Raw genomic sequence first — 22,633 nt, forward strand, 5'->3', positions numbered from 1 at the left:
ATAATCCACAACAAAATAGACCAATAAAATATTATCTTTAAAAAAGAGGGCTCTATTGGAATATTGGCTTTAAATATTAATGCCGATGTACCATAAGCAGAATAAAAATGGCATAAGCCTATCGGGCCAAATGGACGATTCGAAAATACCAGCAGGGCACGTAAATAAAAAATCATACCCTTGTTGATCATCTTTTTAAATACATCCCAAAATAAACTCTTTTACCGTTTAACATTGTTGGGCCCATTCATCCTGAAGTAAAAAAATGTACTTAAACTGCCATACATATTACAGCTTGCGTTTTGGCACCCTATCCGAGGTGGAGCTCTTGATGTTGGCCCAAGAAAACCAGGTGGATCATTTGGTACTTACAGATATCAATAATACATCTGCAAGCTTAAATTTTGTACGTAAGGCCCAGGAATTTGGAATTAAACCAATCTTAGGAATCGACTTTAGAAATGGGGTAGATCAATGTTTTATAGGAATAGCCAAAAACAACAACGGATATCAGGAGCTAAACAATTTCTTGTCCGACCACCTAAATAATGAAAAAACAATTGAATCCCAGGCACCTACTTTTAAAGATGCTTATATAATATATCCGTTCGAAAAAGTACTATTGAATAAACAAAATACTCTTTTAGAACACGAATTTATTGGAATTTCCATTAGAGATCTAAGACGACTTCCCTTTTCCAAAATTATAGCATACAGGGATAAATTAGTAGTACAACAACCGGTAACTTTTAGAAATAAACGTGATTTTAATGCTCATCGTTTATTACGTGCCATTGACAATAATATACTACTCAGTAAATTGCCCCAATCGGAAGAAGCCGATCCGGAAGAAAAAATGCTTCCGATAAACGACCTTACAACAGCCTTCTCTGAATATAATTTTATATTGAAAAACACGGAACGGTTAATGCAATCCTGTAACATCTATTTTGATTTTTCAGAAGATCGAATACCTCAAAACCTAGTCACTTACCTTGGTGACACCAAAAAGGACGAGGCACTTTTGGAAAAATTATGCCAAGAAGGCTTGCCAGAAAGGTACAAACATACCGAAATAGGCTCCGTAATTCTGGAGCGCCTACAAAAGGAATTGGACTTGATAAAAAAAATGGGATTTGTTTCCTATTTTCTTATCAATTGGGATATTGTTGCCCATGCCAGGAAACAAGGTTTCTTTTATGTGGGCCGGGGAAGTGGTGCCAACAGTATAGTGGCCTACCTACTTCATATTACAGATGTGGACCCCATAGAGCTCGACCTTTACTTTGAGCGCTTTATTAATCTTTACCGCGTTAACCCTCCTGATTTTGATATTGATTTTTCTTGGAAGGACCGCGAAGCCATCACCCAATATATTTTTGAACGTTTTCCCAATGTTTCCCTGCTAGGTACTTATGTTACTTTCCAAGAAAAGGGGGTCATACGTGAATTGGGCAAGGTGTTTGGGCTGCCCAAAGAAGAAATAGATATTTTGTGTGATAGGAAATACAACGTTTCCCAATTGGATAAAGTTGCTTTATTGGTACTTAAGTATGGAGAATTAATCAAAGGGATGCCCAATTATTTAAGTATCCATGCCGGTGGTATACTAATTACCGAAAAACCAATTCATTACTTCTCTGCCACCCACCTGCCTCCAAAGGGTTATCCCACTACACAGTTCGACATGGTGATTGCCGAAGACGTTGGGCTTTTTAAATTTGATATTCTGTCCCAACGGGGTTTGGCAAAAATCGAAGAAACATTAGAAATTATAAGTTATAATCAACCAGCCAAAATAAGCACCTTCGACATTCATGATGTTGCCCAATTCAAAAATGACCCTTTCATTAATAATTTGGTAAAGAGCGCCAAGTGCATGGGCTGCTTTTATGTAGAATCACCTGCGATGCGTATGTTGCTAAAAAAATTGGAGGTTGACAATTATTTGGGATTGGTTGCTGCCAGTTCCATCATCAGGCCAGGTGTGGCCAAAAGTGGAATGATGCGGGAATACATACTGCGCCATCGGGATCCGAAACGAGCTAAGGAAAGGGCACATCCCGTAATGTTGTCCATTATGCCCGAAACCTACGGCGTAATGGTATATCAGGAAGATGTGATTAAAGTAGCCCACTATTTCGCTGATCTTACTTTGGGTGAAGCAGATGTTCTAAGAAGAGGAATGAGCGGTAAATTCCGCTCTAGGGAAGAGTTCCAGAAAGTAAAGGACAAGTTTGTGGAAAACTGTAGACAAAAAGGGTATGACGATAAACTCATTTTTGAAATATGGGAGCAAGTCGCAAGTTTTGCCGGCTATGCCTTTGCCAAAGGCCATTCCGCATCATATGCTGTTGAAAGTTATCAAACCTTATTCCTAAAAGCTTATTACCCTTTAGAATATATGGTGGCCGTGCTTAATAATGGAGGAGGATTTTATAGTGCCGAGTTCTATATCCACGAAGCCAGAATGCTGGGAGCCAAGATACATTCTCCCTGTATTAATAAAAGCTTTATGCTCAATTGCATTTATGGTACTGAGCTATACCTCGGATTTATGTACCTAAGGGAATTGGAAGGACGAGTGGTAGTACATATAGTATCCGAAAGAAATGCAAATGGGCCTTTTTTATCATTGGCCAATTTTTTGGATAGAGTCTCTATTTCTATTGATCAATTGAGTATCCTTATACGTATTGATGCCTTTAAGTTTACCGATATAAACAAACACGAACTCTTGTGGCAAGCCCATTTATCCTTATCCAAAAACACCAAATTGGACCAACCCAAACTGTTTACTGCCAAACATCAACATTTTGAGATCCCTAAATTGTATTCTACGGATCTCGAAATGGCCTTTACACAATGGGAACTTATGGGGTTCACCCTTTGTAGTCCATTTGATATTTTGGCAACTCTACCTACTAACAACCTCGGCAAGAGAGACTTAGAAGCTTACCTAGGGAGAAATATTGATCTATACGGATATCTGGTGACGGTAAAAAACACCCGTACCCACAAAGGGACGCGAATGAATTTTGCCACATTGGTAGATCAACATGGGGAAGTTTTTGATACCGTACTGTTCCCCCCTGTGGCCGCAAAATATTTCTTCAGAGGAAAAGCGATCTATCGATTTTATGGAAAAGTGGTGAGCGAATTTGGCTTCTTAAGTGTAGAGGTCATAAAAATGCAAAAGCAGGACTACATTCCGGATCCAAGGTATGCCGACATGAAAACCAGCGTTTTAAAACTAAATTCAGATAAGAAATAAAACTCTCACAATCTGACCTCCATGTAAAGTTTAGTAAAGACGTTGATCCCGCTCCACTAACGTAAAGTTTTTAGATTAGTTTCAGATTCTTAAACGGATTCTTCCAGAATATAACAAAATGAGGAAAACAATAACCTACAAAGTACTTTAAAGATAATTCCAAGCGGGCATTCCGATAAAAACTATTTTCACTAGATTCGATGTAGTTATTATATTTAACCTGTGATATCAAAAAAAATTGCAGCGATTTGATTTTATAATCGGTCCAACCTATGAGGAAGCGTATTGAAGCTATATTAAAACAGGATATTCCTTTTCTTGATTCCACCAGGAACAAACTATTATTGATTGGTTTTATCTGCCTCTATTCGTTCATTTTTATAAAGCTCTATGCCCCATATGAAATAAGTGAATGGGGCGAAAACTATTATTGGGAATTTATCCTAATAGGCTTCATGGTACTAATTTTTAGTCAGTTTGTACTGCGCACAATAATTGGACCTAAGAGATTTAAAATTTATAGTTTGTTACCGTGGGGCTTAATGGAAATGCTATTGATGGCCCTTATATTTGAGCTTACCTATAGCCCTCCTATTCCGACTCTTCAAGAAAGTATTTGGGAATTTTTAATAACGTTTAGACAAATAGGTCTTGTTGTGGTAGTGCCATACACATTGTTTTTATGGTACGCCCAGATTAAACAAAAATTATCCTCCTTTAAAGAAGAAATTCAATTTAATATAGAAAGCTCTGGTAAGGAAGGGAACAGCAATCTGTTGATCTTAAATGGGGAAAACAATAAAGTTTTATTAGCTATAAAATATAACCAATTATTATATATTAAATCTGCAGGAAATTATGTAGAACTCTTTTACCTCAAAGGAGAAAAATTCAACAAGGAACTCATTCGAATGAGTTTCAAGGAATTGGACGGAATTATTAAAGACTCCAAGGTAATTCGCATCCACAGGTCCTATATGGTCAATACAGCACATATCAACTCTGTAAAGAAAACAAAAAAAGGCTACACCTTAAGTATCCAATATACCCCAGAAGAAAAAATTCCTGTTTCATTTGGTTACAAGACCAGCTTTGAAAAGGTCCTCCAACTAAAGAAAATGTCCCATTAATCCCAAATAGGGCTATTTCATCACATAATTTCATAGACATAATAGGTAGTTGAAACACCATCGTTAATTTGTGCAAATACACTGTATTTGTGTAACGCGATGAATGGAATATATTATTTAAATGTTAGGCTATTTAGCTCCAACACAATCCATCAATCCAATTGTACTATTGCGGTTTAGCACGCTTGGGTTTAATAGTCAAAAATTTTATTGAATAACAAAGGATAATATAAAACCGAGTGAAAAAAAGTAGGGTCATATTAAGGATAATTATACCTGGGTCAATTCTAGGTATCTTAGCACTTGTATTTTTTTCAGGCCAAAGACCCACAGCCTACTATCCTGTTCCACTTCTAAAAAGCACTTGCCCTCCCGGATTTAAGTTGAATGCAAATAATGAATGTATAGCCAAGAATCTATATAGTCAATATGCCATAACCAACAAAGCGGGTGTTGGTGGGTTAAAATCTGCCCTACCAGAGATTCGCGATGGTTTTTCTCCCCAAGAAATTGACTTGGGAAGGTATTTATTTTTTGACCCCGCTCTATCAGCCGACCAAACCATTTCCTGTGCAACCTGCCATGATCCAAACAAAGGATTAGGCGATGGATTAGCAACTAGCCGGGGTAAGGATGGGAATAGATTGAAAAGAGCGGCACCTTCCCTTTATAATGTAGGTTATTTAAAAAAGCTGTTTTGGGACGGTCGGGCCTCAACTTTGGAGGAGCAGATGTTGGAACCTTTGTTTTCCAAGGAAGAAATGGGAAATACACCGGAGAATTTACTCCGGACTATAAATGAAATAGAAAATTATAGAAAATTATTTGCAGAAGCATATCCCAATAGGAATAATGACGTGCCTATAGTGCTCGAAGAAATTACTAAGGCCATTGCCGCCTTCCAATCTTCCTTAATTTCTTTAAACAGTAAATATGACCAATATGCCCATGGGTACGACGAAGCATTGAATAAAAATGAAATAGAAGGTCTTAATGTTTTTAGGTCGTTCGTAGCCCGTTGCGCCGAATGCCATACCCCTCCCCTTTTTACCAATCAACAATTTGCCGTTATAGGCACCCCCGAACCAGATGGACTACCATTAGATCCAGGGGCCGAAATCCCTTTTGAGGACAAAAGCCTGAGAGGGGCATTTAAGGTTCCAAGTCTTAGAAATATAGTCCAAACTGCTCCTTACATGCACTCGGGAAGATTCCAAACCCTTCGTGAAACCGTTCAATTTTATACAGACGGAAGGGGTCATGCTATTCCGGAGGATGAAAACTTATTGATACACTGGCATATTTGGGAACCCAATTTAACCGATTACGAATTAGACCGCATAGTAGATTTTCTTAAAACCTTGACCGACGAATCTTTTAAACCAAAAGTTCCTGAGGCACTTCCTTCGGGACTTAAAATATCGACTTAATCAATTAAATTATGAATAAAAAATCGCCTTTTGTAAAAATCATCACCGCTCTTTTGCTCATCGGCATTGGGGTATTTATCGGAAAATCATTCTTTGGACCAAAAAGTGTAGAGACAGTTCCGATTCCGTCAACAATGAAATATAGAAACATTGGACTATCCAATGACACTACTCAAATAGCCTCCAGTCAAGAATTTACAGGAAATATTATAGAAGTTAAGAATGGCTCATCTATCCAGAATGCCGTAAAACAAGCCATTCAAGGTGATCTTATCCGTGTTTATCCGGGAACGTATTCGGAGAACGTCTACATTGATAAGGACAATATTAGCTTACAAGGAGTCGTCATCAATGGAGAATGGCCCACCCTGGACGGTAAAAAGGAAATAAATGATGCCTTCCTTTATTCTGGCAATGGCATTCTAATAGAGAATTTTAAAATCATCAACTACAAAGGCAACGGTGTAATGGGCCAGGCTGGTAACAACTTTATAATCCGCAATAACTGGATCATTGACACCGGTGTTTATGGCATTTTTCCACAATATGGAAAAAACGGACTTATTGAACATAATGTACTGAGTAAAATAGCGGATGCCGCTATCTATGTAGGTATGTGCGATAATGTTGATGTACTACATAACGAAGTATTTGATAATGTTGCGGGTATTGAAATTGAAAATTCCAGACATTGTTTGGTAGAGAATAATTATGTCCACAACAATACGGGAGGACTACTAGCCTTTGTAACACCTGGGTTACCAATAAAGACCACCTTTGATGTTATACTGCGCAATAATTTTGTGGTAAACAACAACCACAAAAACTTTGGCGCCCCCGGATCAACCGTTGCAGGAATTCCATCTGGCACAGGAATTCTAATTATGGCCGCGGATGATGTAATTGTAGAAAATAATATCATAACGGGAAATAACAATACTGGGATTACCATTGTTGACCTTGCAACAGGCGACCCAAAAGCCAATGACCCAAATTCCGAAGGAAACCCTGACAGGGTGGTAATTCTTGATAATATCATGTTTGATAACGGGAATGACCCAACTGGTGAAATAAAAGCCATAATGCTTACTCAAATGGATTCTAAAGGGCCAGATATTTTCGCTTATGGCGGAGGCACCGGAAGCACGATTAGGGATAAGAACAGATATAGAACTTTTGGTTTGGATAATTATGGCATCGCACAAATAACCGATACCAAAGATATACCAACGATGATGACTCCGTCTCCGGTGCCACCAAGATCGGTTTCTAAAGAAGAACTGGGCGAACTTACTTATTATGGCGTCTGCGCCGGTTGTCATGCTTTTGGCACCAGATTGATCGGTCCTCCAACCGAAATCCTTCAAGCAATTCACCACGATAACCCCCAAGGTATAGTCGATTATATCAGTAATCCCAAAAACCTTAGGGAGGATTATCCTGAAATGCCACCACAGAACTATTTATCGGACGAAGCTAAAATGGCCGTAGCAGAATATATTCTGGCACTGAGGAATTAAATTTTTCCAATATGCAATGGAATTTCATTATTACCGGACAATAACTTAAACAAACCACCAAACACAATTATATGAACAAACTAATTCTAATATTGGCCGTATTTGGCACTATAATTACTACCGAGGCACAAAAAAATATTTCTGGTCAGGTGCTAGAAAAAGATACGAATACGCCGCTCTTAGGCGTAAGTGTATTGGTGAAGGGCACCAAGACCGGGACGACCACAGATTTTGATGGAAATTATACCCTCGCGAATCTCAGCAATGATGCCATTATTGAATTCTCTTATATTGGGTATACTACCCGGGAAATTACCCTTGGAAATCAAACGACTATAAATGTCTTCCTTGAAATTAATGCCGAACAGATAGACGAGGTAGTGGTTACGGCCCTGAACATCCAAAGGGATAAAGAGTCACTTGGGTATTCCATCTCCCAGGTATCGTCTGAGGAAGTCAACGTGGCGCGTGAAAATAACGTTATGAATTCCCTTTCAGGAAAAGTCTCCGGTTTACAGATTACTCAATCCAATACTGGAGTTGATGGCTCTAGTAGAATACTGTTAAGGGGTATCACTACGATTAACGGAAACAATAGACCTTTAGTTGTTGTGGATGGTATTCCAATTAGCAACGGTTCGGGTGGAGCAGGTGCAAGCGGAGGTATCGACAGTGGGGATGCCCTATCGGATATCAATCCTGATGACGTAGAAACCATAAGTGTCCTAAAAGGGGCAGGTGCTGCCGCAGCCTATGGCTCGCTGGGTATGAACGGGGTTATTTTGATTACTACCAAGTCGGGAACTAAAAAGGATGGTGTTGGTATTTCATTAAATTCGTCCTTCTCATTTTCGGATGTTGCCTTAACCCCCGATTTTCAAAACGAATACGGTGCTGGAGCATTTGGCGATTTTGCGCCGATAAATGCCGATGGACGACCCGTTCTAGATTATCCCTTTTCATGGAGCTGGGGCCCAAAGATGGAAGGACAAGCCTATACCAACTGGTTGGGACGGCAAGACACCTACTCTCCCAACCCAAATAGGGATCCATATAAAGAGTTTTATCAAACCGGATTTACAGTGTCGAACACCTTGGCTTTTGAAGGCAGAAGTGATAAAGGCTCCTTTAGATTGTCAATAACCGATGAGGATGGACAAGGCATCGTCAGTAACAATACATTGACCAAACAGACATTGAGCTTAAGAGGTTCTTCTAAATTGACCGATAGATTTAGCGTTGATGGAAAAATGACCTACATCACTTCAAAAGTAAAAAATAGACCGCAACTGGCAGAAGGTAGTGGTAATACGGCCTTACAACTTTCCTTAATGCCACGGGATATCCGTCTGGCAGATGTCAAGAACAATACAGTGAACGCAAACGGAGAAGAAATCAAATGGAATCTGGACAATACATTCAACAACCCGTTTTGGGCACTTGAAAATGCTGGAAATGTTGATGAAAAAGATCATTTTCAAGGCTTTATCTCCGCAAATTGGGAGATTGATGACAAATTCAATATCACGGCAAAATCGGGTATGGATTATATTATAAACGATTTTACAAGTTATGGGGCAACTGGGGCACAGGCAGTTCAAAACGGATTAGGTTCATACAATCATGATGACAGTAAAAGCAATATCTGGAACTCGGACATCTTAGGAACTTATTCGACCAACATTTCGGATTTCAATGTAACCCTAAGTTTGGGAGCCAACTATCGCAATGAATACAGTAGCTATAAAAATATTTCGGGTAATGACGCCAAGGTTCCCCATTTTTATAGAATCAGCAATTATAAAAATTCATTTTCCTCTGAAGGAATTTCAGAAAAAGCTATTTATTCCTACTATGGCCTAGGTCAATTTAGCTACGGAGGCTTTTTATATTTCGATGCTACCTTAAGAAATGATAATTCTTCAGCATTACCGCAGGCGAATAATTCGTATTGGTACCATTCCGAGAACATGAGTTTGTTATTCACGAAATTGTTGGGCATCAATTCCAACATATTAAGCCAGGGAAAGCTAAGGGGGTCCTTTGCCAAAGTGGGGAACGACACCAGCCCGTATAGAACGCAGGCAGTTTACAACGTTGATCAAACGGTAACCTTACCCTATACCGTAGCTTCGATTTCAGGAAGTCTTCCCTCTTTTGATTTAAGACCGGAAACATCCGAGTCATGGGAAATTGGAGCTGATCTAGGCTTTTTAAAGAACCGTATTCAATTGGATGTCACCTATTACAAAACGAATACTACAGACCAAATTATGGCAGTTCCAATTTCAGGAGCTACGGCGTATTCGTCAAAAGTGATCAATGCAGGAGAAATTGAAAATAAGGGTATTGAAGCCCAATTGAATCTGATTCCTTTTGATTCTGAAAATTTTTCATGGGACCTAGGATTTAACTTTACCAAAAGTAACTCTAAGGTAGTTACATTAAATGAAGGGCTGGAAAGCATTTCACTAGGATCTCTCTGGACCGCTTCCGTTGAAGCAAGACCAGGCCAAGAATTCGGAACCATATATGGCAATGATTTTTTGAGGGATAATTTCGGAAGAAAAATAATCGGCAATGATGGCCTCGCCAAAAGAGGAGAACGTGTAGCCTTGGGAAATATAAATCCAGATTGGTATGGTGGTTTTACCAATAAGATACGCTTTAAGAACTTTACTTTAAGTTCGCTTATCAGCGCCCAAGTTGGCGGGGAGTATTATTCGTACGGTCGAGGGTATCGTCTGTTTTTCGGAACTGATGCCCGTAGTTTAGTAGGTAGGGAAAACGGAATTATTGAGGAGGGCATCAATGAATTTACTGGTTTTGAAAATGACAATTCAACCAGTGCTCTACTAAAACAGTTTACAGATATATTTTCAAATGAAGTTGCCACAGACATCATTCTCGATGCTACCAACGTTAAACTTAGAGAGGTGGCATTGACTTTTGATTTTCCTAAAACCATGTTGCGAGACACGTTTATTCAATCGGCAAGTCTATCGGCTGTTGGCAGAAACTTACTCTTTATATATAATGCCTCCGGTGATATAGATCCCGAGGCAACCTATAGTAGTGGCCCGGCCAGTACTGCCTTTGAACACTCATCTCTGCCTTCAACAAGGAGTTATGGAGTTAACCTAAAAATCAACTTTTAATACAGATGACTATGCAAACGATACATAATACAATAAGAAAAACAATAGTTGTCGCAGTAACAGGAATGTTGTTCCTTTCATGTGAGGGCCATTTGGAGGACCTTTATGATAATCCGAATGCCGTAACTTCGATAGATGATTCTGCCTTATTTACCAAGGCGGTAAGAAGCTTATTTCAAGGAACTACGGATAATGGCTCTGCCCATTTTGCCGGTATGTACGCCCATTACTACGTGGCAGGAAGTACTTGGAGGGCCCCAGATCAATATGGGGATGGTCATGACGGGGATTACAATAGTATTTTAAATGATGGTTATAGCGGAGCAATCCGTCATATTGAGGAAGTTTTGGAACTAACTTCTTCTGTTGGCACCCAAAACAATGTACGCAATGCCCTTGCCAATATCATTGCTGTGTTAGCTTATGCCAAGGTTACCGATGCTTTTGGTGATGTACCCTACACTGAGGGCGGAAAAGGCAAATCACAAGATATTTTGTTGCCAAAATATGATACTCAAGAGGACATTTATAAAGATATGATCATTAGGTTGACAAACAGTATTGCGATTTTAAAGACTGCAGATCCTGTAATGGCATATCCCAATTCCGACCCGATCTACAACAACGATTTGAGCAAATGGGTGCGATTTGCGAATAGCGTTCGACTTCGTCTAGCAATGCGCATGCGTTATGCAGACCCGGGTGCGTCACAAACTACAGTGGCACAATGTTTATCTGAACCCTTAATGGAAACCCCTGGGCATGATGCCTTTATGATTGAAACCGAAGGTACTGGAAATGCATGGTTTAATAGAAGAACAGGATTTCCGTCCATAAAGATGTCCAAATTGTTGATCGATCAATTACAGGGTACCAATGATCCAAGGCTGGCGGTGTTTGTTAGTATGGATGGCAACGGACAGTATTCCGGTATTACAAACGGGTTGACCGATCAGGCTTTTGGAAATTCCAATTTTGCCAACTTATCCAATATGGGTCTTGCTTTATCTTCCCCAGAAAGTAAACTATATATGATGACCGCTGCTGAAACTTGGTTGTTACGGGCAGAGGCGGCCTTGGCCTATGACAATGACCCAGCAACGGCCAACTCATTATATAGAACTGGTATTGAAGCTTCCTTAAAGCAATGGAAAGTGGATGCTGCGGAGATAACTAGTTTCATGGCCTCACCTACAGCTACTTTGGCAGGTGTGAACGATGAAGAGCAAATTGGCGTGCAAATGTGGTTGTCACTTACCCCAAATTTCTTTGAGGGATGGTCGCATATACGCCGTACAGGCTATCCTATAATACCTGTTCGAACTAGTGAGGATTTATCGAAAGGTGCAACCAACGGTATCATGCCAACTAGGTTTAATTACTCTTCATTTGAACAAGGTTCAAACAGCTCCAACGTCCAAGAAGCCATTGCAAGACAGGGTGCAAATAAAATAGACACCCCTGTATGGTGGGATAAAAACTAAGCGTTAAAAAAACAACTAAATGAAACCCACATGACTAAAATAATCCTTAAACACAAAGAGCAATAATTATTTTAATCATCAAAGGTTACATATGACCAATGTAAAACCATAAATATAAACAGATGAAAAATATTAAGATATTAAGTACACTACTACTAGCCATAATATTGGTTAACTGTAGCGACGATAATGAACCACAACTACCCCTCTCCGATTTTCAATTCCTAGTCGAAGGCTCTGTGGTAACTTTTAATGGAACGGTTGAAAATACCACTTCTATTAGTTGGGATTTTGGCGACGGTTCTACTAGCTCTGAAGAAGATCCTGTATATGCCTTTGCCAGCCCCGGAACATACAACGTTGTTATGACAGTAATTGGCTCAAACGGCACGTACTCGGAAACTAAAAAAATCACAATTCTTCCCACACTTGATATTCTATTGACAGGTGGGCCAGCAAGACCGCAGGGTAAAACATGGCGGTTAAAAAAAGCATATACCGCAGGTAAGGATGGTGCCGGAATGATCGAAAATAAACTAGGCCTTTTGATCGCATCCTTTGACAATTTACTGGGAGCCGTAGGATTGGGCGCTTCCTATGACGATGCCTTTACCTTTGTTTATGACGGAACCTATAAAGTGGATAATATTGATGGCCAAAGCCTTATGGGCATTATACAAGCCAGTGCATTTCACGGAGCCAATATTACTGCCGTTTCGGCAGATCTCGCTAACGTGCCCTTGGCTCATGCCATCTATGCGCCTATAACCGATGCCACCTGGGAGCTTAACGAAGAAGATTTTACCATTAACACCCTTTATCCCCAGGTAGGACCTGTAAGTGTAAATTTTACAGGAAAGCAACGTCTTATTTTAGGAGAATATTTGGGTTTCAAAGAAACCAGTAACATAGTAATTCTAAAGGAAATTACCGAAACTACGATGAACGTCGCTTTGGGAATACATACGGAACAAGATTATTACGATACGCCAACCTTGTTCTTTCATTTAACTTTGGAATCTTTATAAATTCTGAAAATTGCACTAATTGGTGAATTCATATTCATAATGTTGTGATCTAATATATAATTTTGATGATATCCCCAAATGAATACTTTTGGGGATGTTTTTTATATTAATTTAATGCCCATGGACATATTACAAAAACAGCGTGATTTCTTTGCAACACAAAAGACCAAGGATGTTTCATTTCGAAAAAAAGTATTAAAGCGATTGCAAAAAGAAATAATTGCACGTGAGGATGCTATTGCCCAAGCTATTTACAACGATTTCAAAAAGCCTAAGTTCGAGACCTTGGCTGCAGAGACCCAATTCGTATTGGCGGAACTAAAATTGGTCTTGCGAAATATAGACTTTTGGGCAAGGCCTGAAAGAAAATCTGCTACCTTAATGAATTGGCCCTCCTCTGATTGGATCTATAAGGAGCCATATGGTGCCGTATTGGTTATTGCGCCATGGAACTATCCATTTCAATTGGCTTTTGCCCCTATGATCGCCGCTATTGCCGCGGGAAACACGGTTGTGGTTAAACCTTCAGAAGTTACACCTTATACTTCAGCAATCATCTCAGAAATTATTAATGCAGTTTTCGAACCGGCACATGTTACTGTCATGGAAGGAGGTGTGGAAGTATCCCAAGAACTTTTGGCCGAAAAATGGGACTACATTTTCTTTACAGGAAGTACCCGGGTGGGGCAAATTGTTTATGAATCCGCAGCAAAACACCTTACACCCGTTACCTTGGAATTGGGAGGAAAAAATCCAACCATTGTGGATGAAACAGCATCCATCAACTTGGCAGCAAAACGGATTGTTTGGGGCAAGTTCTTAAATGCAGGCCAAACCTGTATTGCTACCGATTATATACTTGTACACAAAGAAGTGAAGGACAAACTTGTGGCCGCACTAAAACAGAACATTACCAAGTGTTATGGAGATAACATTGAAGCATCACCTGATTTTTCACGAACGGTAAGCAAAAACCATTATGAAGGTCTAAAGGCAATGCTAGTGGGTGAAGAAATTCTATTTGGCGGAGATAGCAATGATGATGATAATTATCTAGCCCCAACCCTGGTCAATGAGCCTAAATTGGACAGTAAACTGATGCAAGGCGAAATTTTTGGGCCTATACTCCCTATTATTGCCTACGAAAACGAGGCCGATATCGAGCGTCATATTATGAATTATGGCAAACCCTTGGCAACCTATATATTCTCTAACAAAAAATCTTTCCAGAAAAAAATAATCAATAGGTATAGTTTTGGCGGGGGCGCCATCAATGACACCGTAATCCAAATCACGAATAAAAAACTCCCCTTTGGCGGAGTTGGTGCAAGTGGGATTGGTGCCTATCATGGCAAAACATCTTTCGACATTTTTTCACATCAAAAAGCCATTGTTAAAAAGGCAAATTGGTTCGATGCACCTCTTCGATACCCACCATATAATCTACCTATGCAGATTGTAAAGAAAATAAAGTATCTGTTTTAATCCTTGGGAATGGTAGTAATTGAGCCAAGACCTTGTTTACTTCAAATAACACAAGGCCGTCCCACTCATTTACACCTGAGCCCATTGGCTTTCAATTATGAATTTAAAACCGGTTCTGTTCCATCCCCTCAATTTTTAAGGATAGGACTATCAAAGAAAAGGCAGGGAATTCAATTTTAACAATTGTTATTTTTGAAACTGTCTTTTCATTGGATATAACCATTGAGTGATTTTAAAATTACAACACTAACTTCTTTTTTTAAATAACCGATTTTATTTCTAGCTTCTTTACGACCAACCCTGCTTCTTAAATGCTGCTCATAAGCTTTTCGCAAGCATTCATTGGTAAAAAGCATTATTTTATTAAAGTGGAGCCTTGAACTTTTATCGCCCCTTTTATCTTATATTTTTAACAATCTGTTAACGATTATTGTTAATACCTTAGAGTTATTAATTGGATAAAATCATGATAACCCACAAGCCTTTTCCTTTGACCCATTTTGGTTTTGGTTTAATGCTCTTTATTTTCCAAACACTGCCCTATTCCATATTATTTGACTTTTTAAGTACTACTGGTCCTTAGAGAAAAGAATGGGCAATAAGTTCATTGCCCATTAAAATTCCCTCCCAGCCTCAACCGCACTCGGAAATAAGACCTGAGGTTAATAAAATAGTTGGCCTCGCATCCTCTTAAAAACAATAGGCAAAATATATCCTTACATGAGAATCAAATTAAAAAATCCAAAAAAATTATCATGTTAATTACCACACTTCTATTTATCGCAGGCTATATGGTCATAGCTCTGGAACATGTTGTAAAAATCGATAAAGCAGCAACCGCTCTGTTTATTGGGGTGGTACTTTGGGTTATTGTTGCCCATACCGGACTGGATTTTTCAGAAACCTTGTTGAAACTCAAAGAACATTTTGAGGAAATTGCTGAAATTCTGTTCTTTCTTCTAGGAGCCATGACCATTGTTGAACTTATTGACATCCATAACGGTTTTGAAATTATTCTTAGGATTATTAGAACCAGAAATATGTTGGTTCTTCTTTGGGTACTTTGTTTATTGACCTTTTTTCTTTCAGCGGTTTTGGATAACCTAACCACCACGATTGTAATGATGGCTATTTTAAGAAAATTTTTAAAGGACAAGTCGGACCTCTGGTATTTTGCCGGATTTATAGTTATTGCCGCCAATGCCGGTGGGGCCTGGTCGCCAATAGGGGATGTCACTACCATTATGCTTTGGAATGGCGGCTATGTTTCTACAAACACCATTATTGTCGAGGTATTTTTACCTAGTTTAGTCTGTTTGTTAGTTCCTTTAGCTATTGCATCTTATAATTTTAAAGGGAAAACTACTGAAGCCCTTGTGCCAATTACCACCACTGCCACACAAATAAGCTCCAAGGAAAGTAACTTTATTTTGCTTTTGGGGGTAGGTCTACTTTTAATGGTACCTATATTCAAAGCTATTACCCATTTGCCACCCTTTCTCGGTATGCTTTTTAGTTTGTGTCTTTTATGGTTAATAACAGAAATACTTCACAAAAATAAGCCCATTGAACTAAAGCATCATTTATCCGTGGCCGCTACTGTTCAGAAAATTGACACCCCTAGTATCCTTTTCTTTTTGGGAATCCTTTTGGCCGTAGCAGCTATTGAAACCAATGGTTCCTTAGCCTATATGGGAAGTGCCTTGGAAACCAATTTTAAAGATTTTCATATAACCAATACTTTACTGGGACTGCTGTCTTCATTGATAGATAACGTACCCTTGGTGGCAGGGGCAATGGGAATGTATTCCTTAGATACGTTTCCCCAAAATCATGAATTTTGGACTTTTTTGGCTTATTGTGCCGGAACAGGAGGAAGCGTACTTATTATAGGATCTGCTGCTGGAGTTGCCGCAATGGGTATTTTGAAAATCGACTTTATATGGTATTTACGACATATAGCCTGGTTGGCCTTTATTGGCTATTTTGCAGGTATCCTAGTCTTTATATTATTAAATTGAGAATCTATATTGGAATTGACCCTAAGGCTCACTAAAATTGATTTTGACAGAAAATCGGAAAAATAAGCGCATAACATTCCTATACCACAACAGATATCGCAGTTACCAATTCGGGAAACATCTAACTATTTATCTCTGACTTATTCCCGAAATTCCATTTTAGTTCCAGAACAAAAAGGGTGAAGATATGCCTTTGTCCCAAAAAAAATTAACCCTGCCCATAGAAGGCAGGGTTTTAAAATAATTTATAGATTTCCTACAGGCTAGCCTGCCAAATCCATCATTTTACCATTTTTCAATTTACCAAGTACAGTAACGTCCTTGCTTTTCTTATATTCTTCCAAAGCATATAACATCTGCTCTTCCGTATCCCTTCTAATTTTTATACCTCCAGATTTTTGATTCTTATTTCGAACTTCAATATAATATCCGTCCTTTAGTTCCGTTGGTTTTGTCGCCGGCCTTCCCATATTTAATAACTATTTTTTACTGTTCAACTTTATTTATTCTTGTGCTAAAATACATTAGTCGTATAAACGTATGAAAACTTAACACAATAATCTCGAATAATATGGCTTATTAATGTATAATCCTAAAAAACATGTATTTTTAACACAATCTTGGGACGAATATAGCCATTACAATACAAAAGTGAAAATTTAGGCGATCTACAATTAAACTTTTGGATCAATTCTAATTGATAGCATGAATTTCAAAACTACTATAAGCCTATAAAGAGTTGCTAATTGCCTCTAACTTATTTTGAAAAGAAAAAGCCAGATGAAAGAATAATTCTTTCATCTGGCTTAAACCAAGAGCAAATTTAAATACCTTATATATTACTCCATTGGATGTTCTTTTAATAATTCCTCTGGAGAGTAAAAGCCTTGTTTATCCTTGATTTTCTCACGGACTTCCTTGACTTTATCTGCTGAGATTACAGAAGCCTTATTTCCAAAAGTATTTCTTACATATGTTAATACGGCTGCAGTTTCATCTGCGCTAAGTAAATTTCCAAACGGAGTCATAGGGACCTGTCCGGGATACTCCTTACCATTCACCACTATAGGCCCCATTAAACCGTTGGTGGTTAACTTTATAAGTCTATCTACATTGCCGGTTACCCAATTAGACCCTGCTAGTGGAGGAAAACCAGAAGCTTCCAGACCTTGACCATCCGGTTGGTGGCATGTGGCACAGTAACCATCCCGCATATATATTTCTCTTCCTGCAACCAAAAGCTCCAAGTCTTTTCCTTTTAAATCTGTCTTAATAACCGCTTTGGGTTCTTCGCCAGCTTTGTGGCCATTTAAATGTGCTAGGGCCGATTCGTATGGTTTTTCCATCCATTTATCCAAACCTTTTTTTCCTGCCTCGGTAATAATGGGAATTCCAACATCCCTACCCAACCAAGAGGCAGCAACCAAGGCCTCCAATCTTACCCGTGGGTTGTCATCTTTGGCGGCTTGCATAAGCAGATCGGCCTGGTCAGGAATTTGATGTCCAGCATAGCGAAGTACCCCAACTGCGGCCGCACGAGCTTTAAAATCTTTTGCATTGAGAACTTGTTTAAGTAATTGTCCGTCAACTTTATCCAAGCCCCAAGTAACCCACAAAGCTTCCAAGAGATTGTGTTCGTACCTAGGCTCACTTTTATCCAAGCCGGCTACCCAGGTTTTTAGTTTTGACAAAACTTCAGAGGCGTCCCTAGCTCGCAGTTCTCGTTTGGTTCTGTATTTGGTTCGGTATTCCGGAAGTTTTAGGTTATCCAATAATTCATCTATACTGGCATCAACAATCTTGGCTGGTTCCACCAAAGGTCTTGATGGATAAGTAATACGGTACACCCTTCCATGAACGTGATCTCTTAATGGGTCACGGGCATTGTGCTGCATATGTCCAATAAGCACATTGTGCCAATCTATGACATACAAAGAACCATCTGGAGCAAATTCCATATCTACAGGTCGAAAATTTTTGTCCGTTGCAGAAATCAAATCTTCCTGATGTTTACTAACATAACCCGCAGTTTTAGGATCATCTACCATGGAATGTTCCTTTATACCCAAGAAGCCAATAGTATTGGCAATTAGCATATTGCCTTGGGCTGCATCAGGAAAATGCCTACTCGACACAAATTCCAAACCAGAAGTTGGCCTCACTAAATGTTTCTTTTCGATAAGGTTCTCAGGTAGTGGTGAACTTACACCATAGCGTGGTACGATTGTTCCAGGCATCATCCAAGTAGCAGATGGTCCTGAGGTATGTTCAAAAAATGGTTGTCCCCAATCATCGAATGCAATTCCCCAAGGATTTGGAATGGGCAATTGTGCCGTGCGTTCCAAATGATGTCTTTGGGGGCTATACCTATAGAATCCACCATTAGTTCCCCTAACAGTACCATACGCGGTTTCCACATTAGTATGTAGGAACACCCCTTCTCCCATATAGATCGCTCCCGAAGGATCAGCAGTAAAAGCACTGATAGCATGATGTGTATCATGATCATCGAATCCACTTAAAATAATCTCCTTTGCATCTGCCTTATCATCGCCATCTGTATCCTTTAACAATACCAAATTGGTACCTTGGGAAACATATACGCCTTCAGGTGCAAATTCAAATCCTATTGTAAGATGAAGTCCGTCCGCAAAGACAGTTTGCTTATCCGCCTTACCATCATTGTCCGTGTCCTCCAGTATTAACAACTTATCATTGGGTTTGCTATCGCCTGGTTTGTAATGGGGATAACTGGGCATTACCCCTACCCAAAGCCTACCTTTGTTATCAAAGGAGATTTGTACAGGATTGGCTAGGTCAGGGAACTCTACTTCAGAGGCAAAAAGTTCTATTTTATAACCAGGTGCTGTCGTAATTTTATCTAATGCATCTTTCCCATATAAATATTCTGGAGTTCCATTTTTGTCACTCGGCTTATAATTCGTTTCTACCTCAGGTAATTTTTTGGTTTGTGCATCACTTTTGGCCAAGTCCATTTTTTTACCCTGTAGGGCTTCCCAAATAGCAGTATCGCGAATTGCGGTCATCTGACGAATTTTCTCAATCTCGAAAGGGTAATTGTCCGGCCCATAGGGATCGTACCTTCTTCCATATACATGAACAGTATTTGGAATTTTAAAATCGTTGTGCCAGAACCAGTTTTTTTCCTTTACAGCATCAAGTACCAATCCACGGTTCTCTTCGGCCTTACTTTCTTTAGTTCCGAAAACTTTGTCGGCCAACAACTTGGCAAACTTCTGATATCCCAAATCGTTTAGCTGAAAACCATCCTGGGTCATGTCCGAACTTTCCGTTTGGTACCATTGCCTGGTTGGATCAAATGCATCCACAAAAAGAACACCCTCTTCCGCAGCCACTTCTTTCATAGCCGTTGTGTACAACTCTAAGTTCTCATTTTCCTTTTTCCCATCGGGTAGGTCCATCTTATCTGAAAGATCTTCAAATGCGATGGGAGAAACAAGAGCCAATTGTGGCGCAGTGGAACCATTATATTTTTGACTTAAAGTATGTTTAATGAATGCCCTTAGTTCTTCCTTATAATTCTCCAAGCCATCTGGGCCTTCAAAAGACTCTGGGTAGCCAAAAAACCCGATAATAATATCTGCTTTTAAGGTAGTAATCCATTCATCGGGAGAAGGAAAATGTCCTATAGGACCAGATCGGTTCCCGTTTTCATCATCCTCAAAGTGGATGGCTTCTCCCGACTCATGTTCAAATTTTTCTGCACCTGGAAATGCCCAAGGTGAATTTCGTGCAGGATGTGGTCTAAAACCAGCGGTGTTACCGCCATCACACATATTCCGGATATAAAGCGAATCATTAGGGTAACGAAGCTGCATTTCTGTTTCAAAATGTCCAAAATTTAACATTCGTGATCCTAAATTATTACCTACCAATACGATATGGGAATTAGGTCCAATTTTTAAGGTGTTGTCTTCCTCTTTACTACAGCTGTAGATACCAAGGACTAGGAAAAGCATTAGGAACATTTTTCCCCAAGCAACTTTTTTATTCATATTCATCATTTTTTGGTATATAATTAATTGATATTCACGTGAATTCCTTCTTCTACGGATTTTTCGCAAGCCTCTATAATTCGCTGGCAAGTAATTGCATCCTCAAGACTAGAAAGTGGTGCCTCATTATTACGCAGAACATTGTTGATAAAATGTGTTGCTGTATTTTTGATAGATTCAGGGTAGCAGTGGTACGTTTGTGAGTGCGCTCCGTTACGATCATTTATTACCCAATCCCTGTAACTATAACGGGTACTACCTTTTGTTCCTATTACTTTTATGATACATGTCCAAGGATCCCCGGCATGATCATCATTCGCAAAACTAGCCGATAAATGACTAAGAGTGCCATTTTGCATTTGGATATTGGCCATAGCCACATTTTCCTGTGGAGCAATGGTGGTATCTACCGTATACTTTAAACAAGAGACCGTTTTAGGTTGTCCCGCTAAATAGAGCATGGTATAACTATGATGGGTCAATATCTGTCTGATTACTCCCGGGTAGCGCGCCCTGATTTCTTCGGCATGGTGAATATTATACATCATATAAAACTGGGAGATATCGCCCAATTTACCGCTTTCGATCATGGATTTAGCCCTTTGTATACCTGATTCATAAATATAATTATGGACCGGCATACATTTAACGCCAGCTTTATCAACAGCTTCCTGCATGAGTTCCAATTCTGCAATACTGGAGGCGGCCGGTTTTTCTACCAAAATATGTTTTCCTGCCTTAGCTGCTCTAATGGTATAGTCGCAATGGGTTTCCATATTAGTCAATATAAAAACAGCATCGATTTCTGGATCCTGAAATAATTCATCCTCCGTTTTATAGGTTTTACAGCCAAAATTTTTAGCTTTTACCGCTCCTTTTTCAAAGGTTCTGTTCCAAAGTCCCACAAGTTTGGCCCCTGCCAAACTGTTAATGGCCTCTGCATGCAAATCGGCAATATCACCAGCCCCTATAAATCCTATTCCTATATCTTTCATGAGGCAGGTGTAGAATATTTCAAGGTGCCCTTCTCCGCCATCGCTTTAAATTCTATCAATGAATTTCGTATTCCCTGAGCTATATCGGTCAAGGGCAAATCTTTGAATGTACTTGCTATTTTAGTATGATCCAGATCACATACGAAAAGGTTTGGCGGTGCACCGTCGGCAACAGATAATGATACATAGTCTCCCATGCCCAATGATGTTGCCTGTTCTTTAATAATTTCTAAAAATGAGGTAATTGGGATGGTTTCACCTTGTATGTTAAACGCACCAAAACCCTCATAGGACTGTAATACACAGGCAGCAAATTGAGCTCCTACATCTTCAACGAAATGATAATTTTCCCGACCTTGATAAGGCATTTCAAAAGGAATTATGTTTCCTGCCTCTGCTCCCAACACAATAGCCTTAAGCGCATTGGTCGGTGCCGAAGTTTTCCCTTTATCACGGCCCTTTCCATATGTTGTATTCAAACGTAAGCACACAGTGGGCACTTTAGTGTTGTCATGGAACAAGCGAGCAAGATGTTCCCCTGCCAATTTCCAAATTCCATAATGGTTAGGTGGAGCTAAAGGTACATTTTCAGGAATAATGGCCTCAGCATACATAGATCGCATGCCATAAACTGCGGCAGAACTTGCAAAAACAAATCGCTTGAGGTTAGATAATTTTTCAGCGGCATCAAAAAGTGCCATCGTACCTCCCGTATTTATTTCCATTCCTCCTATATGATCACGAGAACAATCCGGACTTTGATATGCCCCTAAATGTATAATATGGGTAGGGTCTACTTCAAACAAAACCCTTTCAATCTCTTTATAATTGGAAACATCCAGAGTAACGAACTCCAAGCGGGAATCCAAATCATCCGGGAGCCATAATTTTAATGGATCCACATTGTTTGACCGCGATGCGACAACAATTTTCCCAACCTCCTTGGATTGTAAGAGTTTATAAATAGTGACCGATCCTATACAGCCCGTACCTCCGGTAATAAATATTGTGTGCATAATTTTAATGCTTGTTTTTTTTGATATTATGTTGTTGTTCCGATCAAGATCAGAC

At 39.4% G+C, this 22,633-nt stretch carries 13 protein-coding genes; 9 read left to right on the forward strand and 4 right to left on the reverse strand.

What is annotated here, in order from left to right:
* Positions 1-265 precede the first annotated feature (265 nt).
* The 9 genes from CWD90_RS13905 (at position 266) to nhaD (ending at position 16,530) form a co-directional block, all read left to right on the forward strand.
* Positions 266-3,274: a DNA polymerase III subunit alpha gene (locus tag CWD90_RS13905; RefSeq protein ID WP_103476677.1), complete on the forward strand. Its 3,009-nt coding sequence runs from the start codon at positions 266-268 to the stop codon at positions 3,272-3,274.
* 272 nt (positions 3,275-3,546) lie between these two features.
* Entirely contained in the window at positions 3,547-4,404 is an 858-nt protein-coding gene (locus tag CWD90_RS13910; RefSeq protein ID WP_103476678.1) for a LytR/AlgR family response regulator transcription factor, read from the forward strand.
* 239 nt (positions 4,405-4,643) lie between these two features.
* Positions 4,644-5,834: a cytochrome-c peroxidase gene (locus CWD90_RS13915; protein ID WP_103476679.1), complete on the forward strand. Its 1,191-nt coding sequence runs from the start codon at positions 4,644-4,646 to the stop codon at positions 5,832-5,834.
* Positions 5,835-5,845: 11 nt separating this feature from the next.
* The gene (locus CWD90_RS13920) at positions 5,846-7,354 is read left to right on the forward strand and encodes a parallel beta-helix domain-containing protein (RefSeq protein ID WP_103476680.1); all 1,509 of its coding nucleotides are present in this window, start codon (positions 5,846-5,848) and stop codon (positions 7,352-7,354) included.
* A 71-nt stretch (positions 7,355-7,425) separates the two neighbouring features.
* Entirely contained in the window at positions 7,426-10,512 is a 3,087-nt protein-coding gene (locus CWD90_RS13925; RefSeq protein WP_103476681.1) for a SusC/RagA family TonB-linked outer membrane protein, read from the forward strand.
* A gap of 11 nt (positions 10,513-10,523) precedes the next feature.
* Complete coding sequence (locus CWD90_RS13930) at positions 10,524-11,996, forward strand: SusD/RagB family nutrient-binding outer membrane lipoprotein (protein WP_157941233.1); 1,473 nt, start codon at positions 10,524-10,526, stop codon at positions 11,994-11,996.
* A gap of 122 nt (positions 11,997-12,118) precedes the next feature.
* Positions 12,119-13,024 carry a PKD domain-containing protein gene (locus tag CWD90_RS13935; protein ID WP_103476683.1) on the forward strand — a complete coding sequence of 302 codons (906 nt, stop codon included), beginning with the start codon at positions 12,119-12,121 and terminating at the stop codon, positions 13,022-13,024.
* A gap of 120 nt (positions 13,025-13,144) precedes the next feature.
* Complete coding sequence (locus CWD90_RS13940; RefSeq protein WP_103476714.1) at positions 13,145-14,509, forward strand: aldehyde dehydrogenase; 1,365 nt, start codon at positions 13,145-13,147, stop codon at positions 14,507-14,509.
* 755 nt (positions 14,510-15,264) lie between these two features.
* Complete coding sequence (gene nhaD, locus CWD90_RS13945; RefSeq protein WP_205161241.1) at positions 15,265-16,530, forward strand: sodium:proton antiporter NhaD; 1,266 nt, start codon at positions 15,265-15,267, stop codon at positions 16,528-16,530.
* A 263-nt stretch (positions 16,531-16,793) separates the two neighbouring features.
* On the opposite strand, the gene CWD90_RS13950 is transcribed toward nhaD, so the two are convergent.
* The 4 genes from CWD90_RS13950 to CWD90_RS13965 form a co-directional block, all read right to left on the reverse strand.
* Positions 16,794-17,000 (reverse strand): hypothetical protein, encoded by a 207-nt coding sequence (locus CWD90_RS13950; protein ID WP_103476684.1) that lies wholly within the window; start codon positions 16,998-17,000, stop codon positions 16,794-16,796.
* A gap of 369 nt (positions 17,001-17,369) precedes the next feature.
* Positions 17,370-20,567, reverse strand: a complete 3,198-nt coding sequence (locus tag CWD90_RS13955) for a PVC-type heme-binding CxxCH protein (RefSeq protein ID WP_239986524.1) — start codon at positions 20,565-20,567, stop codon at positions 17,370-17,372.
* Between the two features lie 23 nt (positions 20,568-20,590).
* Positions 20,591-21,562 carry a Gfo/Idh/MocA family protein gene (locus tag CWD90_RS13960; RefSeq protein WP_103476686.1) on the reverse strand — a complete coding sequence of 324 codons (972 nt, stop codon included), beginning with the start codon at positions 21,560-21,562 and terminating at the stop codon, positions 20,591-20,593.
* Positions 21,559-22,578 (reverse strand): NAD-dependent epimerase/dehydratase family protein, encoded by a 1,020-nt coding sequence (locus CWD90_RS13965; protein ID WP_103476687.1) that lies wholly within the window; start codon positions 22,576-22,578, stop codon positions 21,559-21,561. The genes CWD90_RS13960 and CWD90_RS13965 overlap by 4 nt, the downstream gene beginning before the upstream one ends.
* Positions 22,579-22,633: the final 55 nt, after the last annotated feature.

This window comes from Arenibacter catalasegens (assembly GCF_002909235.1).
In the GTDB taxonomy this organism is placed as follows: domain Bacteria; phylum Bacteroidota; class Bacteroidia; order Flavobacteriales; family Flavobacteriaceae; genus Arenibacter; species Arenibacter catalasegens.

What these genes read in the sequence shown, in the direction of transcription:
- CWD90_RS13905 (WP_103476677.1), top strand. Translation starts at nt 266, where the DNA reads ATGTACTTAAACTGCCATACATATTACAGCTTGCGTTTTGGCACCCTA.
- CWD90_RS13910 (WP_103476678.1), top strand. Translation starts at nt 3,547, where the DNA reads ATGAGGAAGCGTATTGAAGCTATATTAAAACAGGATATTCCTTTTCTT.
- CWD90_RS13920 (WP_103476680.1), top strand. Translation starts at nt 5,846, where the DNA reads ATGAATAAAAAATCGCCTTTTGTAAAAATCATCACCGCTCTTTTGCTC.
- CWD90_RS13925 (WP_103476681.1), top strand. Translation starts at nt 7,426, where the DNA reads ATGAACAAACTAATTCTAATATTGGCCGTATTTGGCACTATAATTACT.
- CWD90_RS13930 (WP_157941233.1), top strand. Translation starts at nt 10,524, where the DNA reads ATGCAAACGATACATAATACAATAAGAAAAACAATAGTTGTCGCAGTA.
- CWD90_RS13935 (WP_103476683.1), top strand. Translation starts at nt 12,119, where the DNA reads ATGAAAAATATTAAGATATTAAGTACACTACTACTAGCCATAATATTG.
- CWD90_RS13940 (WP_103476714.1), top strand. Translation starts at nt 13,145, where the DNA reads ATGGACATATTACAAAAACAGCGTGATTTCTTTGCAACACAAAAGACC.
- nhaD (WP_205161241.1), top strand. Translation starts at nt 15,265, where the DNA reads ATGTTAATTACCACACTTCTATTTATCGCAGGCTATATGGTCATAGCT.
- CWD90_RS13950 (WP_103476684.1), bottom strand. Translation starts at nt 17,000, where the DNA reads ATGGGAAGGCCGGCGACAAAACCAACGGAACTAAAGGACGGATATTAT.
- CWD90_RS13955 (WP_239986524.1), bottom strand. Translation starts at nt 20,567, where the DNA reads ATGAATAAAAAAGTTGCTTGGGGAAAAATGTTCCTAATGCTTTTCCTA.
- CWD90_RS13960 (WP_103476686.1), bottom strand. Translation starts at nt 21,562, where the DNA reads ATGAAAGATATAGGAATAGGATTTATAGGGGCTGGTGATATTGCCGAT.
- CWD90_RS13965 (WP_103476687.1), bottom strand. Translation starts at nt 22,578, where the DNA reads ATGCACACAATATTTATTACCGGAGGTACGGGCTGTATAGGATCGGTC.